General features: G+C 62.0%; 24 protein-coding genes and 1 pseudogene. 9 read left to right on the top strand and 16 right to left on the bottom strand.

All coding sequences use genetic code 11. The features are described 5' to 3' along the window. Positions 1-79: 79 nt before the first annotated feature. The 3 genes from BA011_RS02720 to BA011_RS02710 all read left to right on the top strand — a co-directional run bounded on the left by BA011_RS02720 (position 80) and on the right by BA011_RS02710 (position 3,655). A complete protein-coding gene (locus BA011_RS02720; protein ID WP_065279357.1) occupies positions 80-2,278 on the top strand; it encodes a transglycosylase domain-containing protein in 2,199 nt (732 codons plus the stop codon). A 248-nt stretch (positions 2,279-2,526) separates the two neighbouring features. Continuing rightward, positions 2,527-3,114 (top strand): DUF1214 domain-containing protein, encoded by a 588-nt coding sequence (locus tag BA011_RS02715; protein WP_029875289.1) that lies wholly within the window; start codon positions 2,527-2,529, stop codon positions 3,112-3,114. Continuing rightward, positions 3,107-3,655: a DUF1254 domain-containing protein gene (locus BA011_RS02710; RefSeq protein ID WP_065279356.1), complete on the top strand. Its 549-nt coding sequence runs from the start codon at positions 3,107-3,109 to the stop codon at positions 3,653-3,655. Before BA011_RS02715 ends, BA011_RS02710 begins: the two co-directional genes overlap by 8 nt. A 14-nt stretch (positions 3,656-3,669) precedes the next feature. On the opposite strand, the gene BA011_RS44095 is transcribed toward BA011_RS02710, so the two are convergent. Beyond that, positions 3,670-3,837: a hypothetical protein gene (locus tag BA011_RS44095; protein WP_186806494.1), complete on the bottom strand. Its 168-nt coding sequence runs from the start codon at positions 3,835-3,837 to the stop codon at positions 3,670-3,672. 538 nt (positions 3,838-4,375) lie between these two features. On the opposite strand from BA011_RS44095, the gene BA011_RS02705 reads away from it, so the two are divergent. After that, entirely contained in the window at positions 4,376-4,582 is a 207-nt protein-coding gene (locus BA011_RS02705; protein ID WP_011651094.1) for a hypothetical protein, read from the top strand. 248 nt (positions 4,583-4,830) lie between these two features. Beyond that, positions 4,831-5,880, top strand: coding sequence for a DUF2336 domain-containing protein (locus tag BA011_RS02700; protein WP_065279355.1), 1,050 nt, complete (start codon positions 4,831-4,833; stop codon positions 5,878-5,880). A 71-nt stretch (positions 5,881-5,951) separates the two neighbouring features. Here BA011_RS02700 and BA011_RS02695 read toward each other — a convergent pair whose 3' ends face one another. From BA011_RS02695 to BA011_RS02680, 4 genes are all read right to left on the bottom strand, one after another. Next, a complete protein-coding gene (locus BA011_RS02695) occupies positions 5,952-6,296 on the bottom strand; it encodes a DUF1491 family protein (RefSeq protein WP_065282384.1) in 345 nt (114 codons plus the stop codon). 81 nt (positions 6,297-6,377) lie between these two features. Further along, positions 6,378-7,826: a methyl-accepting chemotaxis protein gene (locus tag BA011_RS02690; protein ID WP_065279354.1), complete on the bottom strand. Its 1,449-nt coding sequence runs from the start codon at positions 7,824-7,826 to the stop codon at positions 6,378-6,380. Between the two features lie 120 nt (positions 7,827-7,946). Then, positions 7,947-8,867, bottom strand: a complete 921-nt coding sequence (locus BA011_RS02685; protein WP_065279353.1) for a peptidoglycan-binding protein — start codon at positions 8,865-8,867, stop codon at positions 7,947-7,949. Beyond that, the gene (locus BA011_RS02680) at positions 8,839-10,419 is read right to left on the bottom strand and encodes a sensor histidine kinase (protein WP_237352562.1); all 1,581 of its coding nucleotides are present in this window, start codon (positions 10,417-10,419) and stop codon (positions 8,839-8,841) included. The genes BA011_RS02685 and BA011_RS02680 overlap by 29 nt, the downstream gene beginning before the upstream one ends. A 413-nt stretch (positions 10,420-10,832) precedes the next feature. Between BA011_RS02680 and BA011_RS02675 the strand changes: the two genes are divergently transcribed. Both BA011_RS02675 and BA011_RS02670 read left to right on the top strand, forming a co-directional pair. Further along, positions 10,833-11,327, top strand: coding sequence for a DUF5330 domain-containing protein (locus BA011_RS02675; protein WP_065279351.1), 495 nt, complete (start codon positions 10,833-10,835; stop codon positions 11,325-11,327). Between the two features lie 247 nt (positions 11,328-11,574). Further along, positions 11,575-11,997, top strand: coding sequence for a SufE family protein (locus tag BA011_RS02670; RefSeq protein ID WP_017959631.1), 423 nt, complete (start codon positions 11,575-11,577; stop codon positions 11,995-11,997). Between the two features lie 332 nt (positions 11,998-12,329). On the opposite strand, the gene BA011_RS02665 is transcribed toward BA011_RS02670, so the two are convergent. The 9 genes from BA011_RS02665 to BA011_RS02625 all read right to left on the bottom strand — a co-directional run bounded on the left by BA011_RS02665 (position 12,330) and on the right by BA011_RS02625 (position 19,906). Continuing rightward, on the bottom strand, positions 12,330-12,761 hold the full coding sequence (locus tag BA011_RS02665; protein WP_003557810.1) for a MucR family transcriptional regulator: 432 nt from the start codon (positions 12,759-12,761) through the stop codon (positions 12,330-12,332). A gap of 440 nt (positions 12,762-13,201) precedes the next feature. Continuing rightward, a complete protein-coding gene (gene mnhG, locus BA011_RS02660) occupies positions 13,202-13,534 on the bottom strand; it encodes a monovalent cation/H(+) antiporter subunit G (RefSeq protein WP_017959630.1) in 333 nt (110 codons plus the stop codon). Then, the gene (locus BA011_RS02655) at positions 13,531-13,884 is read right to left on the bottom strand and encodes a cation:proton antiporter (RefSeq protein ID WP_065279350.1); all 354 of its coding nucleotides are present in this window, start codon (positions 13,882-13,884) and stop codon (positions 13,531-13,533) included. Before BA011_RS02655 ends, mnhG begins: the two co-directional genes overlap by 4 nt. After that, positions 13,881-14,354, bottom strand: a complete 474-nt coding sequence (locus BA011_RS02650) for a Na+/H+ antiporter subunit E (protein ID WP_029875303.1) — start codon at positions 14,352-14,354, stop codon at positions 13,881-13,883. Before BA011_RS02650 ends, BA011_RS02655 begins: the two co-directional genes overlap by 4 nt. After that, on the bottom strand, positions 14,351-15,919 hold the full coding sequence (locus BA011_RS02645) for a Na+/H+ antiporter subunit D (protein WP_065279349.1): 1,569 nt from the start codon (positions 15,917-15,919) through the stop codon (positions 14,351-14,353). The genes BA011_RS02650 and BA011_RS02645 overlap by 4 nt, the downstream gene beginning before the upstream one ends. A gap of 383 nt (positions 15,920-16,302) precedes the next feature. Continuing rightward, positions 16,303-16,683 carry a Na+/H+ antiporter subunit C gene (locus tag BA011_RS02640; protein WP_420493421.1) on the bottom strand — a complete coding sequence of 127 codons (381 nt, stop codon included), beginning with the start codon at positions 16,681-16,683 and terminating at the stop codon, positions 16,303-16,305. Continuing rightward, positions 16,680-17,099: a Na(+)/H(+) antiporter subunit B gene (locus BA011_RS02635; RefSeq protein WP_065279348.1), complete on the bottom strand. Its 420-nt coding sequence runs from the start codon at positions 17,097-17,099 to the stop codon at positions 16,680-16,682. Before BA011_RS02635 ends, BA011_RS02640 begins: the two co-directional genes overlap by 4 nt. A 4-nt stretch (positions 17,100-17,103) precedes the next feature. Further along, positions 17,104-19,461, bottom strand: a complete 2,358-nt coding sequence (locus BA011_RS02630) for a putative monovalent cation/H+ antiporter subunit A (protein WP_065279347.1) — start codon at positions 19,459-19,461, stop codon at positions 17,104-17,106. A gap of 229 nt (positions 19,462-19,690) precedes the next feature. Next, positions 19,691-19,906, bottom strand: coding sequence for a hypothetical protein (locus tag BA011_RS02625; protein WP_065279346.1), 216 nt, complete (start codon positions 19,904-19,906; stop codon positions 19,691-19,693). Between the two features lie 189 nt (positions 19,907-20,095). Here BA011_RS02625 and msrB point away from each other — a divergent pair, with 189 nt between their 5' ends. Continuing rightward, positions 20,096-20,509: a peptide-methionine (R)-S-oxide reductase MsrB gene (gene msrB / locus BA011_RS02620; protein ID WP_017959622.1), complete on the top strand. Its 414-nt coding sequence runs from the start codon at positions 20,096-20,098 to the stop codon at positions 20,507-20,509. A gap of 131 nt (positions 20,510-20,640) precedes the next feature. Here msrB and BA011_RS02615 read toward each other — a convergent pair. Both BA011_RS02615 and BA011_RS02610 read right to left on the bottom strand, forming a co-directional pair. After that, positions 20,641-21,147: pseudogene (locus BA011_RS02615) on the bottom strand (Hsp20/alpha crystallin family protein). 41 nt (positions 21,148-21,188) lie between these two features. Next, positions 21,189-21,665, bottom strand: a complete 477-nt coding sequence (locus BA011_RS02610) for an Hsp20 family protein (protein ID WP_065279345.1) — start codon at positions 21,663-21,665, stop codon at positions 21,189-21,191. Between the two features lie 209 nt (positions 21,666-21,874). On the opposite strand from BA011_RS02610, the gene BA011_RS02605 reads away from it, so the two are divergent. Next, positions 21,875-22,096: a hypothetical protein gene (locus tag BA011_RS02605; protein ID WP_017959619.1), complete on the top strand. Its 222-nt coding sequence runs from the start codon at positions 21,875-21,877 to the stop codon at positions 22,094-22,096. The last annotated feature ends 22 nt before the right edge of the window (positions 22,097-22,118 follow it).

Raw genomic sequence — 22,118 nt, 5'->3', positions numbered from 1 at the left:
CGGAGAGCTTTGCGGCCATATGCGGGCCTCGCGCTTTCGTCGGATATGACCGAAGCGAGATCAGGCGGGAATACAGGACGTGCAAGATCCGGACAACCCAGGAAATGGGCCAGAAAACGGGCCAGAAAAAAGGCCCGGAAAAGCGGCGAACGAGGCGGCGGAAAAGCGGCCGGCGAAGAGCCGTCACATTCTGCTGCGCATCGATTCCTGGATCGATTCGACCGTCTGGAACGCCGGCTTCCGCGCCGCCGAGATCTGGGAAGACATCACCATTTTCTTCCGCCGCTTCCGCGTGCGCGGCTGGAAGCGCATGGTCTTCGAACTTGCCGGCGAAGGGCTAACGCTCGGGGCGGCCGGCTCGGTGCTGATGCTGCTGCTTGCCCAGCCTGCCTTCGAGGCGACCAAGGAAGACTGGCGCAACCGCGGCGATTTCGCCGTCACCTTCACCGACCGCTACGGCAATGTCATCGGCCATCGCGGCGTCATCCACCAGAATTCCGTACCGATCGACGAGCTGCCGGATTCGCTGATCAAATCGGTGCTCGCCACCGAGGACCGGCGCTTCTTCGACCATTTCGGCATCGATTTCATCGGCCTCTTCCGCGCTATGAGCGAGAATGCGCGCGCCGGCGAAGTCGTGCAGGGCGGCTCGACGCTGACGCAGCAGCTCGCCAAGAACCTGTTCCTGTCGAACGAACGCTCGATCGACCGCAAGGTCACCGAGGCGTTCCTGGCGCTTTGGCTCGAGGCGAACCTTTCCAAGAAGGAAATCCTCTCCACCTATCTCGACCGCGCCTATATGGGCGGCGGCACTTTTGGCGCAGCGGCGGCGGCGCAGTTCTATTTCGGCAAGAACATCACCGATGTGAACCTCGCCGAATCCGCCATGCTTGCCGGGCTGTTCAAGGCGCCGGCGAAATACGCGCCGCATGTCAACCTGCCGGCGGCGCGTGCCCGCGCCAACGAAGTGCTGACCAATCTGGTGCAAAGCGGGCTGATGACCGAGGGCCAGGTGATCGCCGCAAGGCGCAATCCGGCCACCGTCGTCGACCGCAACGAGGTGGAATCGCCCGATTTCTTCCTCGATTGGGCTTTCGACGAGGTCCAGCGGCTTTCGTCGCGCTTCCACCAGCATTCGCTGATCGTGCGCACGACGATCGACATGGGCATCCAGCAGGCGGCGGAGGATTCGGTCGAAACGTCGTTGCGAGAATATGGCGAGGCCTATCACGCCAAGCAGGGCGCGATGGTGATGATCGAAAACGGCGGCGCCGTCCGCGCCATGGTCGGCGGCCGGGATTACGGCGAGAGCCAGTTCAACCGCGCCAGCAGGGCGCTGCGCCAGCCAGGCTCGTCCTTCAAAGTTTACACCTATGCGGTGGCGATGGAGAGCGGCATGACGCCGCAGACGACGATCGTCGATGCGCCGATCTACTGGGGCAACTGGAGCCCGCACAATTACGCAAACCGCTATGCCGGCCGCATCACGCTTGAGACCGCGATCGCCCAGTCGATCAACACCGTGCCGGTGCGGCTCGCCAAGGAGAAGCTCGGTATTCAGCCGATCCGGGCGATGGCGAAGAACCTCGGCGTCGAAACGCCGATCCGCGACGACGTCACCATCCCGATTGGCACCTCCGAGGTGACGGTCCTCGACCAGGCGACGGCCTACGCCACCTTCCCGGCCGGCGGCTACCAGTCGCGCCGCCACGGCATCACCCAGATCCTCGATTACGACGGCGACGTTCTCTATGATTTCGACCGCGACGAACCGGCGCCGAAGCGTGTGCTGTCCGAACAGGCCGACGCCTATATGAACCAGATGCTGTCGCGCGTTCCCTATGTCGGCACGGCGCGCAAGGCGGCCCTCGACAATGGCATCCTGACGGCCGGCAAGACCGGCACGACCCAGGCCTATCGCGACGCCTGGTTCGTCGGCTTCACCGGCAATTACACCTGCGCCGTGTGGTTCGGCAATGACGACTACACCTCGACCAACGAGATGACCGGCGGTTCGCTGCCTGCGATGACCTTCAAGCGCGCCATGGATTACGCCCATCAGGGTGTCACGCTGCGCGCCATCCCCGGCGTCGAAAACCCCCTGCCCTCGGAAAAGGACCTCGCCAAGACCGCCGCCGCCAAGCCGCAGGACGGATTGCCGCAGCTCATCCGGCCGCGCATGCTCTCGGTTCAATCGACCGGCATCCTCAAGAAGCTCGGCGAAAAACTCAAGGATGCCGCCCCGCTCGCGCCGGCGAAGGTCGCGAGCGCGGAGTAGCCGACCCAGGAGATTGCCGGTAGCTGCCCCTCATCCGCCTGCCGGCAGCTCTGGGTGAAAGGCCGTGTTGCTGCAGTTGGCAGACGGCTTTGCCGCATGGACATGACGGCTTTGCCGCACGTGACATGACGGCTTTGCCGCATGGACATAACCGGGGATCAATCGACGCCCAATGTCACTGCCCGGCATTCCACCCTGCCAGAATCAGTGGTAACCCTTTCATCCGATATGGTTTCCAAGGTCATGACGTGTTTCGATTCCCCCTCTTTATCGCGATCACGCTGATCGTCGCCTTCGGCGGCGGGATCATGATTTCGCTGTATGCTCTGGACGCGACACAGGGTTTCGGGGCGATCAAGCTCGGCGCCTGGGAGGCCTTTCCGGCGTTGCAGACGGTCGAGGCCGATCCTTATGCCAAGTCGCACCGGGCGCGCGCCGGCAAGCTGCTCTATGGCAGCGCCGAGGGCCTGACGTTTACGGCGAGTGTCGATGACGAGGGCGCGCGGCTGAATGCCGGCTGCCGCTACCGCATCAGCGGGCAGACACCGCCTGCCCGGCTCTGGACCCTCTTTACCGCCGACAATGGCGGCAATCCGGCAGCGGTGAAGACCGGGCATCCCTCAGCGCTCAATTCCTGGACGGTGCTGCGCAATCAAGACAGCAGTTTCTCGGTTGAGATCTCCGCCGTCGCGCAGCCGGGCAACTGGCTGGCCTTGCCAGAGGCCGGCACCTTCCGGCTGGTGCTGACGCTGTTCGACACACCGACAGCCGGCAGTTCCGGCGTGATCGACCTCGCCATGCCGAAGCTCACCAAGACCGGATGCGGCAATGCTTAGGATATTCTTCGCCATCCTGACCGGCCTTTTCGGCGCAGCCCTGCTGCATCTCGTCATCATCCTGTCGCTGCCGCATTTCACCGGCAGGGATGCGGCGACCCGCGTGGAGGCAGAGGGCGACCTCAACAATTTCTACCTGCTCGGCGACCAATATGACGAGGCAGGCCTTGCCAATGGCGACCCCTTCCTGCGCACCGCCGTCTGCTCCTTCGACGTCGAGGATGCGCCGGTACATTTCACCGCCAAGGGCAATGTGCCTTTCTGGTCGATCGCGATCTATGACAGCGCCTCCAACGAGGTCTTCAGCATGAACGACAGGACATCGGTCGGCGGCGCGCTCGATGTGCTGGCCGGCAGTCCCATCCAACTGACGGACCTGCGCAAGAACTTGCCGCAGGAGCTGCAGCAGGCAATCCTGGTGGAAATGGCACGGCCGGACGGCTATGCCGTGCTGCGGACGCTGGCGCCGCAGGCGAGCTTCGATGAGGCTGCGCGCAACTTCCTGACGGAAGCCGGCTGCGAGCAATTCGCCGCTCGCTAAGGTTGAACAAGCGGTTACTTCTTGTTGACGCGCGGCGCGGGCGCCGGACGATGTTTCGGGCTCTCGGCCAACCGCTCGTAGCGGACGCCGGTGAACCAAAGGATCTTGGCTTCGCGGGGCTCTTTGTCCGGGCGACGCGGCACCCGCGGCCGCCGATCCGCCAATGCGACTACTATTGCCATTCTCGTCTCCATGCACTGCCCGAGACGGATGAAGTTGCGATGGATTTCACCCTGCCCGCCAATGTGCGGGCCGGCGCGTCCTGCAGTGCCGGGATGACCGGACCGAGGGCATTCGCGCCTTTCCCACGGCACCTGATTGAAATACCGTGATGCGGAGTTTCAACGATCCAAATACTCAAATCGCGTCGTTCCTATCCGAATTGAGACAGATGACAGTTAACAGTTTACTAATATTCTGCCGATGCCATACACAGTTCACGTTACTTCCCTTTAACGCTCGAACAGTTGATTTGGTTTCATCCGCCTGCGCAAACGACCGGCTGCAGATTAACGGATAAAATTAGAAACAATTCATATAGTTGACAGCAGCGCAGGAATCCGCCGACCGGGGAAAAGGGGACGTTGCAAAAATACATCATGAAAATATTTAATTGCGAGGCGCGCGGATGCGCGTATGTTCGCTCATGTCGATCACACGTTTCCGGGCTCCGGTCGATCGGGATTTTCCACGTTCTTCCCGGGATGCGGAGGGCAAGCGGTGTCTTTGCTGGTGAATTCATCTTTCTCGCCTGAAGATCTCGACGTGCTGCGCAGTGCGCTTGATGCCTGGTGCACAGAACGGCGCATCGACATCAAAAGCGTCGACGCGCAATTCGCGGCATCCGCAGCACTCGACCTTTATCAGGCCGGTTACGACAGCCGCGAAAAACTGCTGCACGCGCTACGCGATCACAGGGCCGCCTGAGTTTTTCCACCATCACGGCAGCGATGCGCAATCGTCGCAGCACTCCTTCCAAACCGCGCATTTTTATATTGCCGGCCAACCATGTCGCAACACGTTTCGCGTGTATATTTCTGTTGCATTTTAATAAAATCTTCAGCATGCATTAACCGTACCGGTGTAGGATTTGTTCATAACCGTATGGCCTGACATGCGTTCCGCCAGCGCATATCGGCCTTGGTCCCCTTATTCTGCGTTTTCGGGGTGTTTTTGTGCGTGACCGGTTTCGAGACCTAGAAGGCCCCTTGGCCGTCAGGAAAAAGGACGTGGTATTGATGGCGACTGTCAGCAGTTTCGAGAACCTGTCTCATCCGACACGGTCCGAACTGCGCCAATTCGCCGAACTTTTCATGCCGCTGTTCCAGGCCTCCTCCGACGAGGCCAAGCGCCAGGCGGTCGCGGCGTTATCCCAATGCGAGAACATGCCGGCCGCCGTGGCGCTGTTCATCGGCAACCAGCCGATCGAGATCGCAGCCCCTTTTCTTGCCGCCTCAAAGGCAATCGCCGACGATACGCTGATCACCATCGCGCGCATGCAGGGTGCAACGCATGTCAAGGCGATCGTCAGCCGCGATTCACTCTCGCCGAAGGTCATCGATGCTTTGGTGGCGCTGCGCCAGAGCCAGCCGCGGTCGGCGGCCGCATCGGCGCCGGTCATGGAATCGCCGGCGGTTCCACTTTCGCCGGCGCCGGCCGAGACCAACGAGGCAGATGCGCTGGAGGAACAGCGGGTTGCCAATGAAGAGGCATTGCGCGAGCGTATCCTCGGCCTTGCCGGCCATCTCGGCCGTGCCGACGAGGACAGGCTCGGTCTGCGCACGCTCACCGACATTCAGGAGGCGCTGCTGGTGCGCTTCGCCCGCTCGCGTGAGGCCACGCATTTCGCGACCGCACTTGCCGATACGCTTTCCGCCAGCCGCTGGCTTGCCGAGCGCATCATGCTCGATCTTTCCGGCCAGCAGCTCGCCACGACGCTGACGAGCCTCGGCATGGGCTTTCTCGATGCTGTCTTCGTGCTCGAAAGGCTCTATCCGCACCTTGCCGAACAGCAGCACAACGTCACTCGCGGCTGGATGGTGCTCGATGCGCTCGACCCGGAAGAATGCCACGAACGCGTCGAAGCCTGGCGGCGCGCCGACCGCTACACCTACAAGCCGGAAACCGTAGATATGCCCGCGCCGGCGGCAACGCCCGACTATCGCTTCATCCGTCAGGCGCCGCCGCAGCGCGACATGCGCGTCATGGGACGGCGGTCTCGCTGAGCTGCGGGTTGATGACCTCGCCAGATATCAGCGGTCCGAAATGGCGCTGAGCTGACGAGCGTCTTTGGCTATCAGCCGTCCTTGGCAATCGGGATCATGTCCCCCAGTTCCTCCGCCTCCAGCTCAACGATCCAGAGATCGGGATCGAATTTGCGTTCGCGCTCCAGCATCGCGCGCACCGCTTCCGGTTCGCCGCGCGACAGGCGGATCTCGAACAGCCGGTCGCCGGCCTGGCCTTCGCCGAAGGCGGTCTGCGGCGCCGGCGCATAGAGCGTTTCCAGGCCGTTGCGGAAATGCTGGCGGATGAAGATCGCACCCGCTTCCTCCGCACCCTTCTTCTCGACGGCGGCAAAGTCGCCGCTGGCGAAGACGCGGCGCAGGAGGGCGGAAACGAAGATGTCGGCGCGTAATCTCATCGGTGCGGTATAGACCGGCATACAGGCGGCGGCAATCCGCGGTCAAAATTTGACCCCGGGGGTCAAATCTTGATCCCCAAGTCAGACCTTGATTGCCAGCCGCAATCCGCCCCAATGCCGTCCGCGCACTGTGATCGGAGCGGAGATATCCTTCATCATCACGAAATTGCCGCCGCCCATGTCGCGCCTGTAGGTCTGGACGAGGAAGGGCGCGGTGCTGCGACCGGCCGCAAGGCCAACGCGATCGGCGAAGATGCGGCGGTTGCGGCAATTGGCAGTGTTCCAGACGCTGTCGCCAGGCCGCTGGGCTTGCGAGAATTTTCGGTTGTGGGTTGGCAGATAGCCATTCTCGTCGATCGCCGCGCAGAAGGCGATGCGCTCGTCCAAGGTTGTGACGGGTTCCTGGATGGGCGGCAGCAGGCGGTCGGTGAGTTCGGTGAAGGCCGCCATCATCTGTGCCGGATCAGAGCCCGGTATCGGCCTATACCGTCGGTCGAAAAGAGCGTCGAGCCCGATCTGGCCTTCCGCGACGGCGCGTTCGAAGGCGCCGGAAATCTGTCTTGCCACCGACTGCGCTTCCTCGATCCAACGGCTGTCGGCGGTCTTGACGCCGGCGCTCGCCGTCAGCTGGATCAGGGTTTCCGAGAGGCCGACGACGCTGTCGACGCGTTTTGCCGCCTGCTGCAGCCTGACATTCGAGCCGGCGACCTCGGCCGACATCTCGCCGAGTTTCTCGACGAAGCCGGCGCATTGCTGGTCGACCGCCTCGGTGGTGTTGGCCATGACAGTCGAACTGTCGAGGATGCGGGTGATGACATGTTCCATGCTTTCGAAGGCGCCGCGCATCGCCTCCGACTTGTCACGCACGCCGGCGGCGCTTTCGCGCGCATCGCTGCCGACGGCCGACAGACGGTCGATCTTCACGCGCAGTTCGTCCAGCGTCTGCTGGATGGAGCCGGTCGCCTTCGAGGTCTGCAGCGAAAGCGCCCGGACCTCGGTGGCGACGACCGCAAAACCCTTGCCCGCATCGCCGGCGCGCGCCGCCTCGATCGCGGCGTTCAGCGCCAGCAGGTTGGTCTGGCGGGCGATGGTGCTGATCTCCTCGGCGATATTATCGACGTCGGCAAGCGACTTCGAGAAGCCGGCGATCTCAGCGCCGATTTCGTTGGAGGACTGGACCATGTGGCCGATCTCGGCGACGGAGCCCGTCAGACGGTCGGCCGATTCTTTCAGCATGTGGCGGGCCTCGGCCGCCGTGCGGTCGGTCTCGCGCAGCGACATGGCGACCGAGCGGTTGGTCTCGGCAATCGAAAGCGCGGTGCGGGTAACATGATCGAAGGCGGAGGCATGCCGGGCCGACATTCCCGCCATGTCCTGGATGGCGCCGGCGATATCGACGAGATCGATGCCAAGGGTGGAGGCTTCTTCGGCAAGACGCAGCAGGATGTGGCGCAGCGCCTCGCGATCAGGCCCTCCCGCTTCGACCGCCGGTTCTCCGGCCAGATCGTCTATCGCCTTCAGCGCATGCATGTCCGACGCTCCTCCGCCCAATCAGAAAAGCTTCCGTCAACATGGTTAATAAGTTGCAAACAACAGCCGCGCCTTAGACTTAGGTTGTAGGGCGAAGCCAACCGTGCGGCATCATGGCGGCTAGATCGCGCCGATTTCCTTGAGTTTCTTCAGCACCGCCTGGTTCGGCTCGCCGTCTTCGGGCAGGTTGTAGTGCTTCTGAAAATGGCGGATGGCCGCGCGGGTCTGCTCGCCGGCGACGCCGTCGACGCCGACATTGGCATAGGCCATGTTGGAAAGACCCTTCTGGATCTTCAACACCAGGTCGACATTGGTGATTTGGCTTGATGGAACCTGCTTTGCCGCCGATGGAACCGTTTTGACGGTCTTCTCGGCGCTGCGGATCGCCGCTGCCACCGGGTCTTCCGCCGCCGCCTTCGAGCTGACATCCTCGGGCGGCTTTTCGGCGGGCACGGTCGAGGGGCCGGCGGCATCGGTCTTCAGCGCCACCAGCACCTCCGGCGTCGGATCGCCGGTCTGGGTCATACCGACGGTCTCCTCGAAGAAAAGAATGGCCGCACTGGTTCGGGGGCCGATGATGCCGTCGGGTATGCCGTTATAGAGGCCGCGGCGCACCAGCTGCTGCTGGATGTCCATGACGAGCTGGCTCGGCTGCTGGCCGGGTGCGGCAGGCGCCGGTGTCGCGTTCGTGGTGGCGGTATCCTCCGGCCGTTCGATCCGGAAGGTGGTGACGTCGCCCTGTTGCTCCTCGGCCGGGCGGCGGGCGCCGATCACGGTCGGAGACTGCGGATCGCGGGTGCGGAAAATCGGATGCGGATGCAGGCCCGGCTGATACCAGAGCGCATTGGCGGCGACGAAGGAGAAGATGACGGCGAAGGTGATCGTGCCGCCGGCGACCGACGGATTGCGGCCGATGACGCCGCCGAGCACTGATGCGCCTTGCAGGCCGAGACCGCCGAGGGCGGCAGCGCCTGACATCAGAAGGCCCGGCTGCTGCCGTCCTCTTTTTCCCTTAGGCGATTTTCGCTTGCGCGCGGCCATCGAAACGCCCCTCTTCCAATACTGCACCACTACTGACCGCGCCCTTCAGCCGCGGCGGAAACTCGACAGTCGCGCCATGACCGGCGTCTTCGGCGTGCTGTGCACCCGAGCCGTCCGTCGCAATCTCGATGGTGATAATCGTGCCTTCGCCCGGCTGGCTGGCGATGGCGAAATACCCGCCATGCAGCGCCACTAGCCCCTTGACCAGGGAGAGACCGAGGCCGGAGCCTTCGAACCGGCGGGTGTAATCGTTCTGGATCTGGACGAAGGGCTGGCCGAGCAATGCCAGCTTGTCGGCCGGGATGCCGATGCCGGTGTCGCTGACCGTCAGCTTGAGGATGCCGTCACGCGCTGCCGCATCGACCGAGACGACGCCGCCGGCCTCGGTGAACTTTATGGCATTGCCGACGAGGTTGATGAGGATCTGCTGGATGGCGCGCTGATCGGCGACGACCTCGCCGAGGCCGCGCTGGATACGGCTGGTCAGGGTGAGGCCCTTGGTCTTCGCCTGCAATGCCAGCATCGATTCGCAGGATTTGACGGAGCTCGATATGTCGAAGGCTTCGAGGATCAGCTCGTAACGGCCGGCTTCGATCTTGCTCATGTCGAGCATGGTGTTGACGACGGACAGCAGATGCGCCCCGGATTCGCGGACCAGGCCGACATATTCGCGCTGGCGGTCGTTTTCAAACTTGCCGAAATATTCGCCGATCAGGATGTCGGAAAAACCGAGAATGGCGTTCAGCGGCGTGCGCAGCTCATGGCTGACGGCGGCGAGGAAGCGCGATTTGGCATCATTTGCGGATTCGGCATCGGCCGCGCGGTTCTGGGCTTCGTCACGCAGCTGCTGCTCGACGGAGACATCGCGCAGCTGGGCAATGATGGCGGCAAGCTCGCCGTCGGCATCGCGCCGGGCCGTCATGTCCATTCTCAGATAAGCGAACTGGCGCTGATCGCGCGAGACCGAAGGCCGGTCGAGGCGCAGGTCGACGCTCTGAGCATCCTCGCCCCGGCGCAGGCCATCGAGCGCCTGCAGGAAAAGAATGCGGTCGGAGACATGCACCTGCTCGAGGAAGCCCCTGCCCTTCGGATCGCGCATCCAGGCAAGGAAATCGCGCCGGTCGCGACCACCAACGGTCGCCACACTGCCATGCGGGTCGAGGAAGAAGACGATGCCCGGGGTGGCGGCAAGGAAGAAATCCTCGGCCGCCTGCGTGGCGATACCGGCGGACGAACCCTGACGGGCGAGCGCGATGCTGCCGACGGCGGAAAAGAGAAAGGCGGCGCAGACCATGGCGACACCTGCCGGCAGCGCCACGGCCGGACTGGTGACCGCCGAAAGGCCGATAGGAGCGGCAACGAGAGCGGCCGACGAGAACAGCACGAGGCGGCGCAGGATCGCGAGCTCGCGTTGGCGCACGGCCTCACCGCCGCCCGTCCGGGAGAGCCAGCTTGTCGCTGCCCGGTCTACGAGGGCCGTCATCCAGCCGCCAATGTTACTCAATACACGCACGCAATACCCGCCCGAAAGGCTGTCTATCGATCCGGACAATAGGCCTTGGCGACTTAAAGAAAGGATAAGGCAAAAGCGCTGTTCACAGCCTGAAACGGCCGAAATTCTCGTTTTGAAGCATCTGGAAGGCTCTTTGCCTTTTGTGGTTAATAGGGGGTAAGCGACGGATTTTCTTCATATTTCAGCATTGCGTTAACTCCTGTGGCAAGGCGAGCCGGCAAAAGTCCTGCAATTGCAAGCAGGTGCTGCCCTGATGCTTAACGGGGATCGGTCGCATTCGACTAAAATACGGCTCAAATGCCGTTCGCTAAAATTTGAACTAAATTTGCCGCAAATGCGCGTGAGTTTCGAAAAGCGGCATTCGCAACTTGGCGGTAGGGTGAAAACACACCGGACAACCGGCCTGATTCGGCGACAAGAACCGGACAGGGAAAACAGGATGGGCAACGACAATGTGGTTTCTGATCAAAGGATCCTTCTGGTTTGGCCTCGTGCTCGTGCTTCTTTCCGTCTTCAGCACGGAAAGTTCCGACAAGCTCGCCGGCGGTCCGCAATTGCAGCTTTCCGACGCATTCACGGCGGCAAGCGGCGCCTATGACTATCTGACAGGAATGTGCTCGGAAAAGCCCGAGGTCTGCGCCAAGGGCGCCGAGACCTTGACGGCACTCGGTTACCGGGCCCGCGAGGGCGCCCACGTCGCCTACGAACTTCTCGACAGCCAGTTCAAGGATGAGGCGCCGGCAACCGCAAGGCTTGCCGAACCGCAGATGCCGGTGGCGCTCAACATGCCTTCCCTGACCACGCCTGCCATCCAGGAAAAGGTGCGCGAGGCCAAGGCCGCGCTCAACCAGCCGATGCCTTACCGTCCGCCGGTCGAGGATGATGCCTCGCCTGAGGCGGTGGTGACCGGCGCCATTCCGCTGCCGACGCCGAAGCCGGCGACCTGACCCTTAACCAGCTTGCATCGGTGGTCCGCGTGACGCGGAGATGCCCCATGCCTGACGTGCCTGCCCTGTTTAATTCAGCATGTTGCTGCGCCGTGAGGATGCCCATCCCTCACGGCGTTTCTTTTTAACGGTTCAAATCTGCCGGTCTTTCACCTATATGCAGTCTTAGAGCACTTCCTGACGCATTCCGGACGCAAAACCGCTGCGCACTTTTGCTGGAACTGCTTTAATAGTGAAAGGCTTCCGCATGGCATCCCTCGACCAGATCATCGACGACTTCGCTTTCCTCGACGATTGGGAAGACCGCTACCGCTATGTCATCGAACTCGGCAAGGCGCTGCCCGACTTGGCGGAGGAGAAGCGTACCTCCGAGAATAAGGTGATGGGTTGCGCCAGCCAGGTGTGGCTGGTGAGCCATACGGCAGGCGATCCCGACAATCCCGTCATGAGCTTCGAGGGTGATTCCGACGCCCATATCGTGCGCGGCCTCGTCGCCATCGTGCTTGCCACCTATTCCGGCAAGACGGCCTCCGAGATCGCCGGGCTCGATGCCTTCGAGATATTCTCGAAGATCGGCCTGGTGGAGAACCTGTCATCGCAGCGTTCGAACGGACTGCGGTCGATGGTGAACAGGATCCGCGAAGAGGCAAGGGTCCGCGCTGCGGCTTGACCGTGCTCGTGGCTGGCCTGCTTTGAGGGCCACAGGACGGGCGAGCGGGTCGGTGCCGGCTCTGCAATCGAGTATATTAACACTTGCTCATAGTATAGGAATACATTCTAAGCCTGTCGGCAAAGCATAAGATGGGACCGCTTACGCTGGCGTGGCATCCGGCCGAAACGGGCCGGCCGGTCGACCATCCGACTCCGTTTGAGCCAACAGAATGCTGCAATCTAACCCGGAAAGGCTCTAAATACCGGAAAGAGTATTTCTTCGTCTTGAAAAGGCACACAAAAAAGCCGGGCACAAGACCCGGCTTTTGTCGTCGGTGCTTTCGAAAAAGCTCAGCCGCGGCCGCGCTTGCGGCGCTGCCCGAGACCCATTTCCTTTGCCAGGCGCGAACGCGCTTCGGCATAAGCGGGCGCTACCATCGGGTAATCGGTCGGCAGGTCCCACTTCTCGCGGTATTCTTCCGGCGAGAGGCTGTGATGCGTCATCAGGTGACGCTTGAGGGACTTGAAGTTGCCGCCGCATTCCAAACACGTGATCTGCTCGTCCTGTACGGACTTGCGGACAGAAACTGCAGGCTTCTGCTTTTCGACGATCGCCGCAGCAGGCTGCGGTACGGACGTGTTGCTCAGTGCCGAATGCACGTCGGAAATCAGATTGGCCAGGTCGCTGACCGGTACAACATGGTTGCTGACATAGGCCGCGACGATGTCGGCCGTCAGTTCCACAAGCAGCTCCGGCGCATTGCCGGTCGCTATATCCGTCATATTCTTTCTCCTGTTAGCATGCTCAAACGGTCTTTGACTGACACGCCAAAGACCCGCCTCGTAGAAGCGAACAGCAAAAGCACAGGAAGCGACCTTCTGTTTCGAAAAACGCGAAATCCACCCCTAGATTCCGAAGAGCGTGACCTGTTCTTATACTGCCTGACTGGAAACCACTACGTCATGCCCCAGGCGATGGCCTCAGTTTAGACATTAAAAATCAAAACTGAGGGACTTGGGAGCAGTACGATTGCAATCCACAATCAGAACTCTACTTGCATTTTCAAATACCATCGTTTGGTCGAAAGGCCAATTATTATTTGTCGTTTTTCTTGAGAAAAAATGACAGATGAAGAATTGAGGGGCTCTTCGGCAAGCTTTACTCACAGCTTCCTGTGCATAAGTTTTGCATAAATCTGGTAAAGTCGCCGAACAGCATAGGCTCAACGATCCCTGATATCGTCACGGACCGAGAGTGCACCGAGATCATATCCCGAACGATGGGCAGCTCTGGCAAGCAGATGGGCAGACACCGGCGCCGTCAGCAGGAAGAAGACGAAACCGGCAATGGCGCGGGCGAGAATCGCCGGGTCCTCTGAATAGAGGCCGGCGGCAAGGAGCAGCAGCCCGGAGCCGACAGTCCCCGCCTTCGAGGCCGAATGCATGCGCGTATAGAGATCGGGCAGCCTGACCAGGCCGATCGCCGCCGCAAGCGCAAAGAAAGCACCGGCAATCAGCAGCAGGGCGGTGACGGCAGCCACGATATAATCGATCATCGCTTCTTCCCCCCTGCCCGGCGCTTCTGCGTATTGCCGTTTGCCGCAGTGGCGGGCGGCTTCGATTTGATGTTGCCGCGCGACAGCACGAATCGGGCGAAGGCGACGGTCGCCAGGAAACCGACGAGGCCGAGCGAAATGGCGATATCGATATAAAGCGAAAAACCGGTCTTGACCGCGATGACGGCGATGAAGCCGATGGCGATGCCGGTCAGCATGTCGAGGGCGAGGATGCGGTCCGGCAATGTCGGGCCGGCAACGACGCGCCAGACGGTCAGAATCAGCGCCAGGCCGAGGATGACGAGTGCGGCCGAGGATGCGACCGCGACGATGGCAGCAGGCGTAATCACCGGAAGGCCTCCATGATCTTGCGTTCGAAACCGTTGGCGATATCACGCTTGGTCGTCTCGGGATCGGAACAATCGAGCGCGTGCACATAGAGCGTGCGGCGATCGGGCGAGACGTCGACCGAAAGCGTGCCGGGTGTCAGCGTGATGAGGTTTGCGAGCAAAGTGATCTCGAAATCGCTTGTCACCGTCAGCGGGAAGGCGAAGATGCCGGGCTTCAGCTTCATATCGGGCGAGAGGACGGTGACCGTGACCTTCCAGGCCGACAGCGACAATTCCTTCAGGAACAGAGCGGCGAGCGAGAGCACCGGGAGGACGCGGGGGATATGCCCCTTGCCGCCGAATGACTCGCGGATGATGACCAGCGCCAAGGCCCCGAGCAGCAAGCCGAGGACGAGATTGTGCAGCGAGGCGCTGCCGGTAACAGCGACCCAGGCAATGGCAAGCAACAGGTTGAAGAGGAAGAAGATCACGGCGCGCGCCCTTCCGGGAAGACCGAATGAAGATAGGCCCGGGGATCGGCCAGGCCGGCAGCGGCCGATTGCGACAGCGCCAGCAACTGTTCCGGCAGGATGCCAAAACCGACGACCAGCGCTGTCAGTGCCGCGAGCGGCAGGTCAGTGCGCCACCTGGCCCCGGGCGGTCTCAGGGCTATCGGCGTCGGGGCTATCGGCGCCGGGCGCCAATAGGCGAGCAGGAAGAGACGGCCGAAGGCGATCGTCGTCAGAAAACCGCCGAGGAGGATCGAGGCCGCCAGCCACCAGACACCGAGATCGAGCGAGGCCTTGACGAGAATGACCTTCGGCCAGAAGCCGGAAAAGGGCGGCAGGCCGCAGGCGGCAAGGAAGAGCGCGAGGGAGAGCGCGGTGAAGCCGCCGCTCTGCCTGTAGAGCCCGCCGAGGGCCGACAGCGAAAAGCCGCCGCCGCGCCGGGCGATCTCGCCGGCGGCAAGATAAAGCGCCGTCATCAGCACCATGGAATGGAGCGCATAGAAGACCGCACCGCTGATGCCGCCAAGGCCGCCGAGTGCGACGCCCGCCAGCATGTTGCCGATGCCCGATATGACGACATAGCCGAACAGCCTGCGGATATCGTTTTCGGCAAGCGCGCCGAGAGCGCCGACGACAATGGTCGCGGCGGCGGCGAGCGCGATCACCAGGCTCAATTCCTGGCGCTCCATCGGCAACAGCATGACCATCACCCGGATCAGCGCGTAGATGCCGACCTTGGTGAGCAGGCCGGCAAATAGCGCGGAGACCACGATGCGCGGCGTATGGTAGGCGGCGGGCAACCAGAAATTGACGGGGAAGGCTGCCGCCTTCATGCCGAAGGCAAGCAGGAAGAGACTTGCCAGCGTCATCAGCGGCGCCGTGCCGCGCAAATCCCCAGCTTTGGCAGCGATATCGGCCATATTGAGCGTGCCGAAGGCGGCGTAGAGGATGCCGACGCCGACCAGGAACAGGGTTGTGGCGATGAGATTGAGCACCGCATATTTCAGTGCGCCGTCGATCTGCTCACGTTCGGAACCAAGGATGATCAGCCCGAAAGAGGAGATCAGCAGCACCTCGAACCAGACATAAAGATTGAAGATATCGCCGGTGAGAAAGGCGCCGGTGACGCCGGCCATCAGCAGCATGAGCAGCGGAAAGAAACCGTATCGCCGGCCGCTTTCGCCGATATCGGCCAGCGCATAGATGCCGCCGGCGAGCGCGGCAAGGGCTGCGGTGAAGGCCATCAGCGCACCGAGGAGATCGACGGTGAAGGCGATGCCGAAAGGCGGCAGCCAGCGGCCCATGACCATGGTCAGCGGCCCGTCGGCCGCGACCTTGGCAAGCAGGGCGGCATCGATCAGCGCCAGCGCCGCAAGACCCGGAATAGCAAGCCAGGCCTGCAGGCGGGGATAGGCGCGCAGCATCAGCAGGACGGCGCCGAGCGTGATGCAATGGGCGACCGGCAGGATGGCAAGCCAATGACCGATCGGCACCGGAGCGGTGATCAGGGCGGCGGAGAGATCGACGGTGGCGGTGGGGGCGGCCATCAGATGGCGCCTCCGCTATCGCGAGAGAGGGTTTGCCGTGTGATACCCCCCTCTGCCCTGCCGGGCATCTCCCCCACAAGGGGGAGATCGATATGCCGCGAGGGCCTTCCCCAACATCGGCATCGACGCCCGTAGCTCTGTGGCGCCTGTCATTACCCTGCCAACTGATCAAGGCCAATCGGTGTCGACGGAGCTTAGCAACTTGCCGATCTCTCCCCTTGTGGGGGAGATGCCCGGCAGGGCAGAGGGGGGTGTGCATCCGCACAGCGGTGGTGGTCCGGGCAGCGGAGAGATCGATGGAAGAGGTGGGGGCAGCCATCAGATGGTACCTCCGCTATCGCGAGAGAGGGCTTGCCGTGGGGTGAGAATCCGCACCAACATCCTCAATACCCCAATGGTGGCAGCGGCCGGTCGTCGGGCTCGGCGGCGCGCATGTCGCTGGTGTCGTCGGTGCCGAGGTCCTGATAGGCGCGGTAGGTCAGCACCAGCAGGAAGGCGAGAAAGGAGAAGGAGATGACGATCGCCGTCAGGATGAGCGCCTGCGGCAGCGGGTTGGCCGTGTCTGCGGGCAAGCTGTCGAGACCCACCGGGATGATCGGCGGCACTTCGCGCGTCAGCCGGCCGCCGGTAAAGAGCAGCAGATTGACGGCGTTGCCGAGGATGGCGATGCCGAGCATGATACGGATCGAGAATTTCGACAGCATCAGATAGATGGCGGCGGCAAAGAACAGGCCGACGAGGATCGCGAGAAGCGGCTCCATCATTCCACCTCCTTTTCCTCGAGCGCCAGTGCGATCGAGGTGATGGCGCCGAGCACGACGAGATAGACGCCGACATCGAAAAGCAGGACGCTGGACAGCGGCACCTCGGCGCCGAAAAGCGTCGGATAGATCCAGAGGCCGGTCATGAAGGGAACGGCAAACAGGATGGAGAGAAGACCGGCTGCCGTCGACAGGAGCAGGCCGAAGCCGGCAATCGACAGCGGATGGAAAAACAGTGCCCGGCGAACGGCGCCAACGCCGCGGGCAATGCCGTAGATCGCCAGTCCCGAGGCGGCGATCAGCCCGCCGATGAAGCCGCCGCCCGGCTCGTTATGGCCGCGCAGCAGCACGAAGACGGAAAAGAGCAGCATCAGTGCGGTGAGGAACGGGGCAACGGTGCGGAAGATGAGGGTGTTCACGCGATTAGCCCTCCGTCGCGGGATCATTAGCGGCAAGCTTGCGCTCGCTGCCGGCGCGAATGCGGATCAGCGCCAGGATGGCAAGGCCGGTGACCGCAACAACGGCGATCTCGCCGAGTGTGTCGGTGCCGCGAAAATCGACGATGATGACGTTGACGACATTGGCGCCGTGGGCGATCGATTTGGAATAGGCGTTGAAGAAGGCCGTCAGCGCGTCGTTGAACGGCGCCTGCGTCGCCCGCATCAGCAGAAGCGTGAAGCCGAGGCCGCAGGCAAGCGCCAGCGCGCCGTCGAAGAGCCTGCGGCCGAGCGGCCGCCGATCGGCGGGAGAAAGACGAAGCCTGGTCATGACCAGGGCAAGGATGACCACCGAAAGGGTTTCGACCATGAACTGGGTGAAGGACAGATCCGGCGCGCCGAACAGCAAGAAGATGATGGCGACGGCGAAGCCCTGGATGCCGAGCGAGACGATCGCCGTCAGCCGAGCACGGGCAACCAGCACGGCGGCAAGGCCGAAGGCGGCGATCAGGAAGACTGCCCATTCATAGAGCCTGACATCGGCCGGCCAGGCCGGAAGGCGCGGCAGTTCACCATAGACGACGAGCGGGACGATGAGGATGGCGGCAACGCAGAGGAAGGTGCAGGTGACATAGATCTCCAGCCGCCCCGGCTGGAGCACACGCATGAGGCGGCCGGAAAAGCGGACAAGACCCGATATAGCGACATCAAAGCCATGGTCCGGCCCAGGTCCGATCGAACGCAGGAAGACGGCCATCAGGAAACGGGCGCGATCGAGCTGCCAGTAGACGCCGATGCCGAGCAGCACGGTCAGGGCGGAGAGCGCCAAGGGCAGGCCGATATGCGGCGTCAGCGAAATGTCGATGTCGGCAGGTGTCTGGCGGATGGCCGACGCAATCGGCGAGGACAGGACGGTATGCGTGAAGGTCGAAAAGATCGCCGCGAGCAGGCCGAGAACAGCAAGAACGGCCGGACCAAGCCAGAGCAGAACCGGCGCTTCGTGCGGAAGTTTCGGTGTCTCCACCGGCAGGCCGAGAAAGGGTTTCAGCGCCACCGCGAAGGCGACGGCGAACATCAGCGCATTGCCGAAGACGGCGATCGACGTAAAAGTTATCGCGCGGACGCCGCCGCCGAGGAGTGCAGTATAGATCTCCTCCTTGGCGAGAAAGCCGAAGAAGGGCGGCAGGCCAGCCATGGAGAAAGCGGCCGCAAGCGCGATCATCCAGGTGATCGGCATCGCCCGCATAAGGCCACTGAGCCTGGTGATATCGCGCGTGCCGGTCTCATGGTCGATGATGCCGGCGACCATGAAGAGCGCGCCTTTGAAGAGGGAATGCGCCACCAGATAAAGTGCTGCCGCCTCCACCGCATGCTCCGAGCCGAAGCCGATCAGCATGACAAGCAGGCCGAGCGAGGAGACGGTGGTATAGGCGAGCTTGAGCTTCAGGTCGGTCTGGCGGATGGCAAGCGCGGTGCCGACCACCAACGTCAGCCCGCCAAAGAAGGGCAGAAGGATTTCCCAGGCAGGCGTCGCCCCCATGACGGGGTTGAGCCTCATCAGCAGATAGACGCCTGCCTTCACCATGGTGGCCGAATGCAGATAGGCCGAAACCGGCGTCGGCGCCTCCATGGCGTTCGGCAGCCAGAAATGAAAGGGAAACTGCGCCGACTTGGTGAAGGCGCCGCCGAGGACCAGGATGAGCGCTGCGAGATAGAGCGGGCTTTCGCGCACGATATCGCCGGCGCCGATGAGCTGCGACATCTCCGTGACGCCAGAGATGTTCCAGAGCAGCAGCAGGCCGGCCAACAGGCAGAGCCCTCCCCCGCCGGTCACAACAAGCGCCTGCAGGGCGGCGCGGCGAGCCGCCTCACGCTCGTGATCGAAACCGATCAGCAGGAAGGACGTGATCGACGTCAGCTCCCAGAAGACGAAGAGCATCAGGAAACTGTCGGAAACGACGACGCCGAGCATCGCGCCCATGAAGAGGAAGATGAAAGAGAAGAAGCGGCCCTGATCCTTGTGTCCTTTGAGATACCCGCCGGCATAAAGCACGATCAGGGTGCCGATGCCGGTGATCAGCAGCGCGAAAGCCAGCGACAAGCCATCGAGGAACCAGGAGAAAGAGAGATGATAGCTCGGCACCCAGGAATAGCCGCCGGTAACAACCTCGCCGCGCGCGATCTGAGGAATGAACCGCAGGAAATGCAGGAAGGCGAGGAAGGGGGCGATCGCCAGGAGCCAGGCACCGTTTGCGCCGAAGATGCGGATGACGAAGGGAGCAGCAAGAGCGCCGGCAAGCGGCAGACACAGGGCCAGAAATGTCAGAGCCGTGACATCGGCCATGTCTTCTCCTCTACTGGATAACGCCTTAAACCGGAATCGATTCAAGGAATGAAATTATGCAGCAATTCAAAGCGGTACAGCATCCTTTGCGCCTGAAAAGACGCGCGACACCGGAAAGGCAACAGACGAAAGCCGGCGAAAACCGGCCTGTCTTCTGACTTAGGCGAAACGAGGGAGTGTCTCAAGCGATTTCGGCCGGTCCGGCGAAGCGGGCGATCTTCGAAGCCGGTCAGGCTGTCGATCTGGAAAGGCGCGTCAGCAGCCGGGCGATGCAGCCGTGCAGGATGAAGACCAGAAGCGTCAGCGGCCAGAGCAGGCAAGCGAGGAGCCCGGCGAGACGATGGAGCGTCAAGCCGTCATGATTGGCCCAGCCTTCCAACAGTGTGACCGCCATGGCTGCCACGGCCACAAAGCCGTAGAGCAGGACGATTGCTGTTTCAAACACCAGTGATTCTCCAATGCACGCAACATTAACCCTAACAGAAAACCCCTAACGGATGTAAAAGCAAGCCTCTTCCCCCAATTGGGTATGCGGCCAATTTCATGGCGCGCCGCGGGAGACTTGATGAAGTGAACGCGGCGCACCACATTTTCTCGCGAAACGGAACCCGCCCCTCGGCGAAAGGAGCACCTCATGTCCGAAACTGCGACCACCGCCAAGATCCACAAGACCGACGCCGAATGGAAAGAGCAGCTCACCCCTGAGCAATACCGCATCACGCGCCAGCACGGCACCGAACGCGCCTTCACCGGCCCCTACTGGGATTCGTTCGAGACGGGGCTTTACCGCTGCGTCGGCTGCAACGCGCCGCTTTTCCGCTCCGACACGAAATTCGATGCCGGCTGCGGCTGGCCGAGTTATTTCGAAGCGGTGTCGCCCGAAGCGGTGATCGAGCATCGCGACACGACCCACGGCATGGTGCGCACCGAAATCCGCTGCGGCAGCTGCGACGCCCATCTCGGCCACGTCTTTCCGGACGGCCCACCGCCGACCGGCCTGCGCTATTGCATCAACGGCCACTCCATGGTGTTCGAGCCTGGGAAATAGGCCTGAACCTGCGATCGGCATCTGCCGATCCCGCGACCATGAGGAGACTAAGCGCGAAGGAAATTTCCATGCCACCATGGACGACATGATAGCGGCGGCCGCCAGGTGGTCGGCCGCCGCCCTCGTTTCGATCAGCTTCTGATGGCGATGCGCCTGAGCTGTGACTGCGCCTTTTCGGTCTTGGGCAAGGTGACGGTCAGGACGCCGTTCTTGAAGGTAGCGTCGACCTGATCTTCCTTGACCTCGGTGCCGAGCGGGATGCGTCGCTCGAAGCGGCCATAGTAGCGCTCCGAGAACTGCTTCTCCTTGTCTTCCGTCTCCGAACGCTTTCACCCTTCAGCGTCAGAACGCCATCATCGAGAATGACCTCGATGTCCTTTTCCTCAAGGCCGGGGACTTCGGCCGTCACCTTGATCCTTATCGGTGTCGGAGATCTCGACGCTCGGCCAGCCGGCACCGAAACCGCTGGCGCCCCGCAGTGACGGCAGGCCAGAGCCGAAGCTGCGGAAAGCATCGTCGAACAGCCGGTTGACCTCGCGATGGAGCGACAGGAAAGGATCATGGTCGTCCTCGCGGAGGAGACTCGGAACTTGGTGGCCGTTGTTGCGGCCCCAAGGAATCAAATCACGAACACTCATGGCTTACTCCTTTCTGGTGGTTTTCAGGCATTCCTGACGGCTCAGGCTGCCTGCGTCTCGGCCTCGATCTGCTTGGTCTCGGCCTTCGGCATTGCATTCCCAGTTCCGATCTCGATCTGGCGCGGCTTCATCTCTTCAGGAATTTCACGCTTGAGATCGATGGTCAGCAGACCGTTGACGAGGCCGGCATCCACGACCTTGACGTGGTCGGCCAATTCGAACCGACGCTGGAAGCTTCGACCGGCAATGCCGCGATGCAGGTATTGAACATCTTCGCCGTTCGCCTTCTGCCCTGAGACGACGAGCATGTTCTGCTCTTGGATGATCGCCAGTTCGTCCTGCGAGAAGCCCGCCACTGCCATGGCGATGCGGTATTCGTCCTCGCCGGTTTTGACGATATCGTAAGGCGGCCAGTTGTCGATTGTCTCGGCGCGGCGTGCAGCCTCGAGTGCGTTCAACATCCGCTCGAAGCCGACGCTCGACCGGATCAGGGGAGAGAAATCGAGGTTTGTCCTCATAGCCATATCCTCCTTACAAGCAACATGGATACAGGAGACGCCAAGAGCGACAGGCGTCTCCTGGACCTGTCGATCCCTGCTCGGCGATCGACAATACTGATATAATTCAGCAGTTTACCGTTTCAAGAGGAGAGAATTTCTCAGCGAAAAATTGCTTTCTTCGAAGGCACCACCATATCTGGGCTGAGCTTGAGAGAGGAGAAATGGTTATGACAATGACTTCAAAGGACGTCATCGCCGTCCTCGGGCCTGCCGATGAAACGCTCGTGGCCGAGGTCATCGCGACAGGCGCCACCCAGGCTGAACTCGCCGAGGCATTTGCGTGGGCCAGCAACGACGAAGCCTTGATGGGTGAAGGCCGGCCTCTGCCAACAGGCAGGGTTGCTGCGCTTGTTGATCTGCTGAGTTCGGATGAAGAGGAACCGGAATAGGAAAGGCGGATGACCCGCCTAC

Source organism: Rhizobium leguminosarum, from assembly GCF_001679785.1.
GTDB lineage: Bacteria > Pseudomonadota > Alphaproteobacteria > Rhizobiales > Rhizobiaceae > Rhizobium > Rhizobium leguminosarum_R.
The sequence above is the reverse complement of the archived record's forward strand: the minus strand, read 5'-3'. Positions and strand labels throughout refer to the sequence as shown.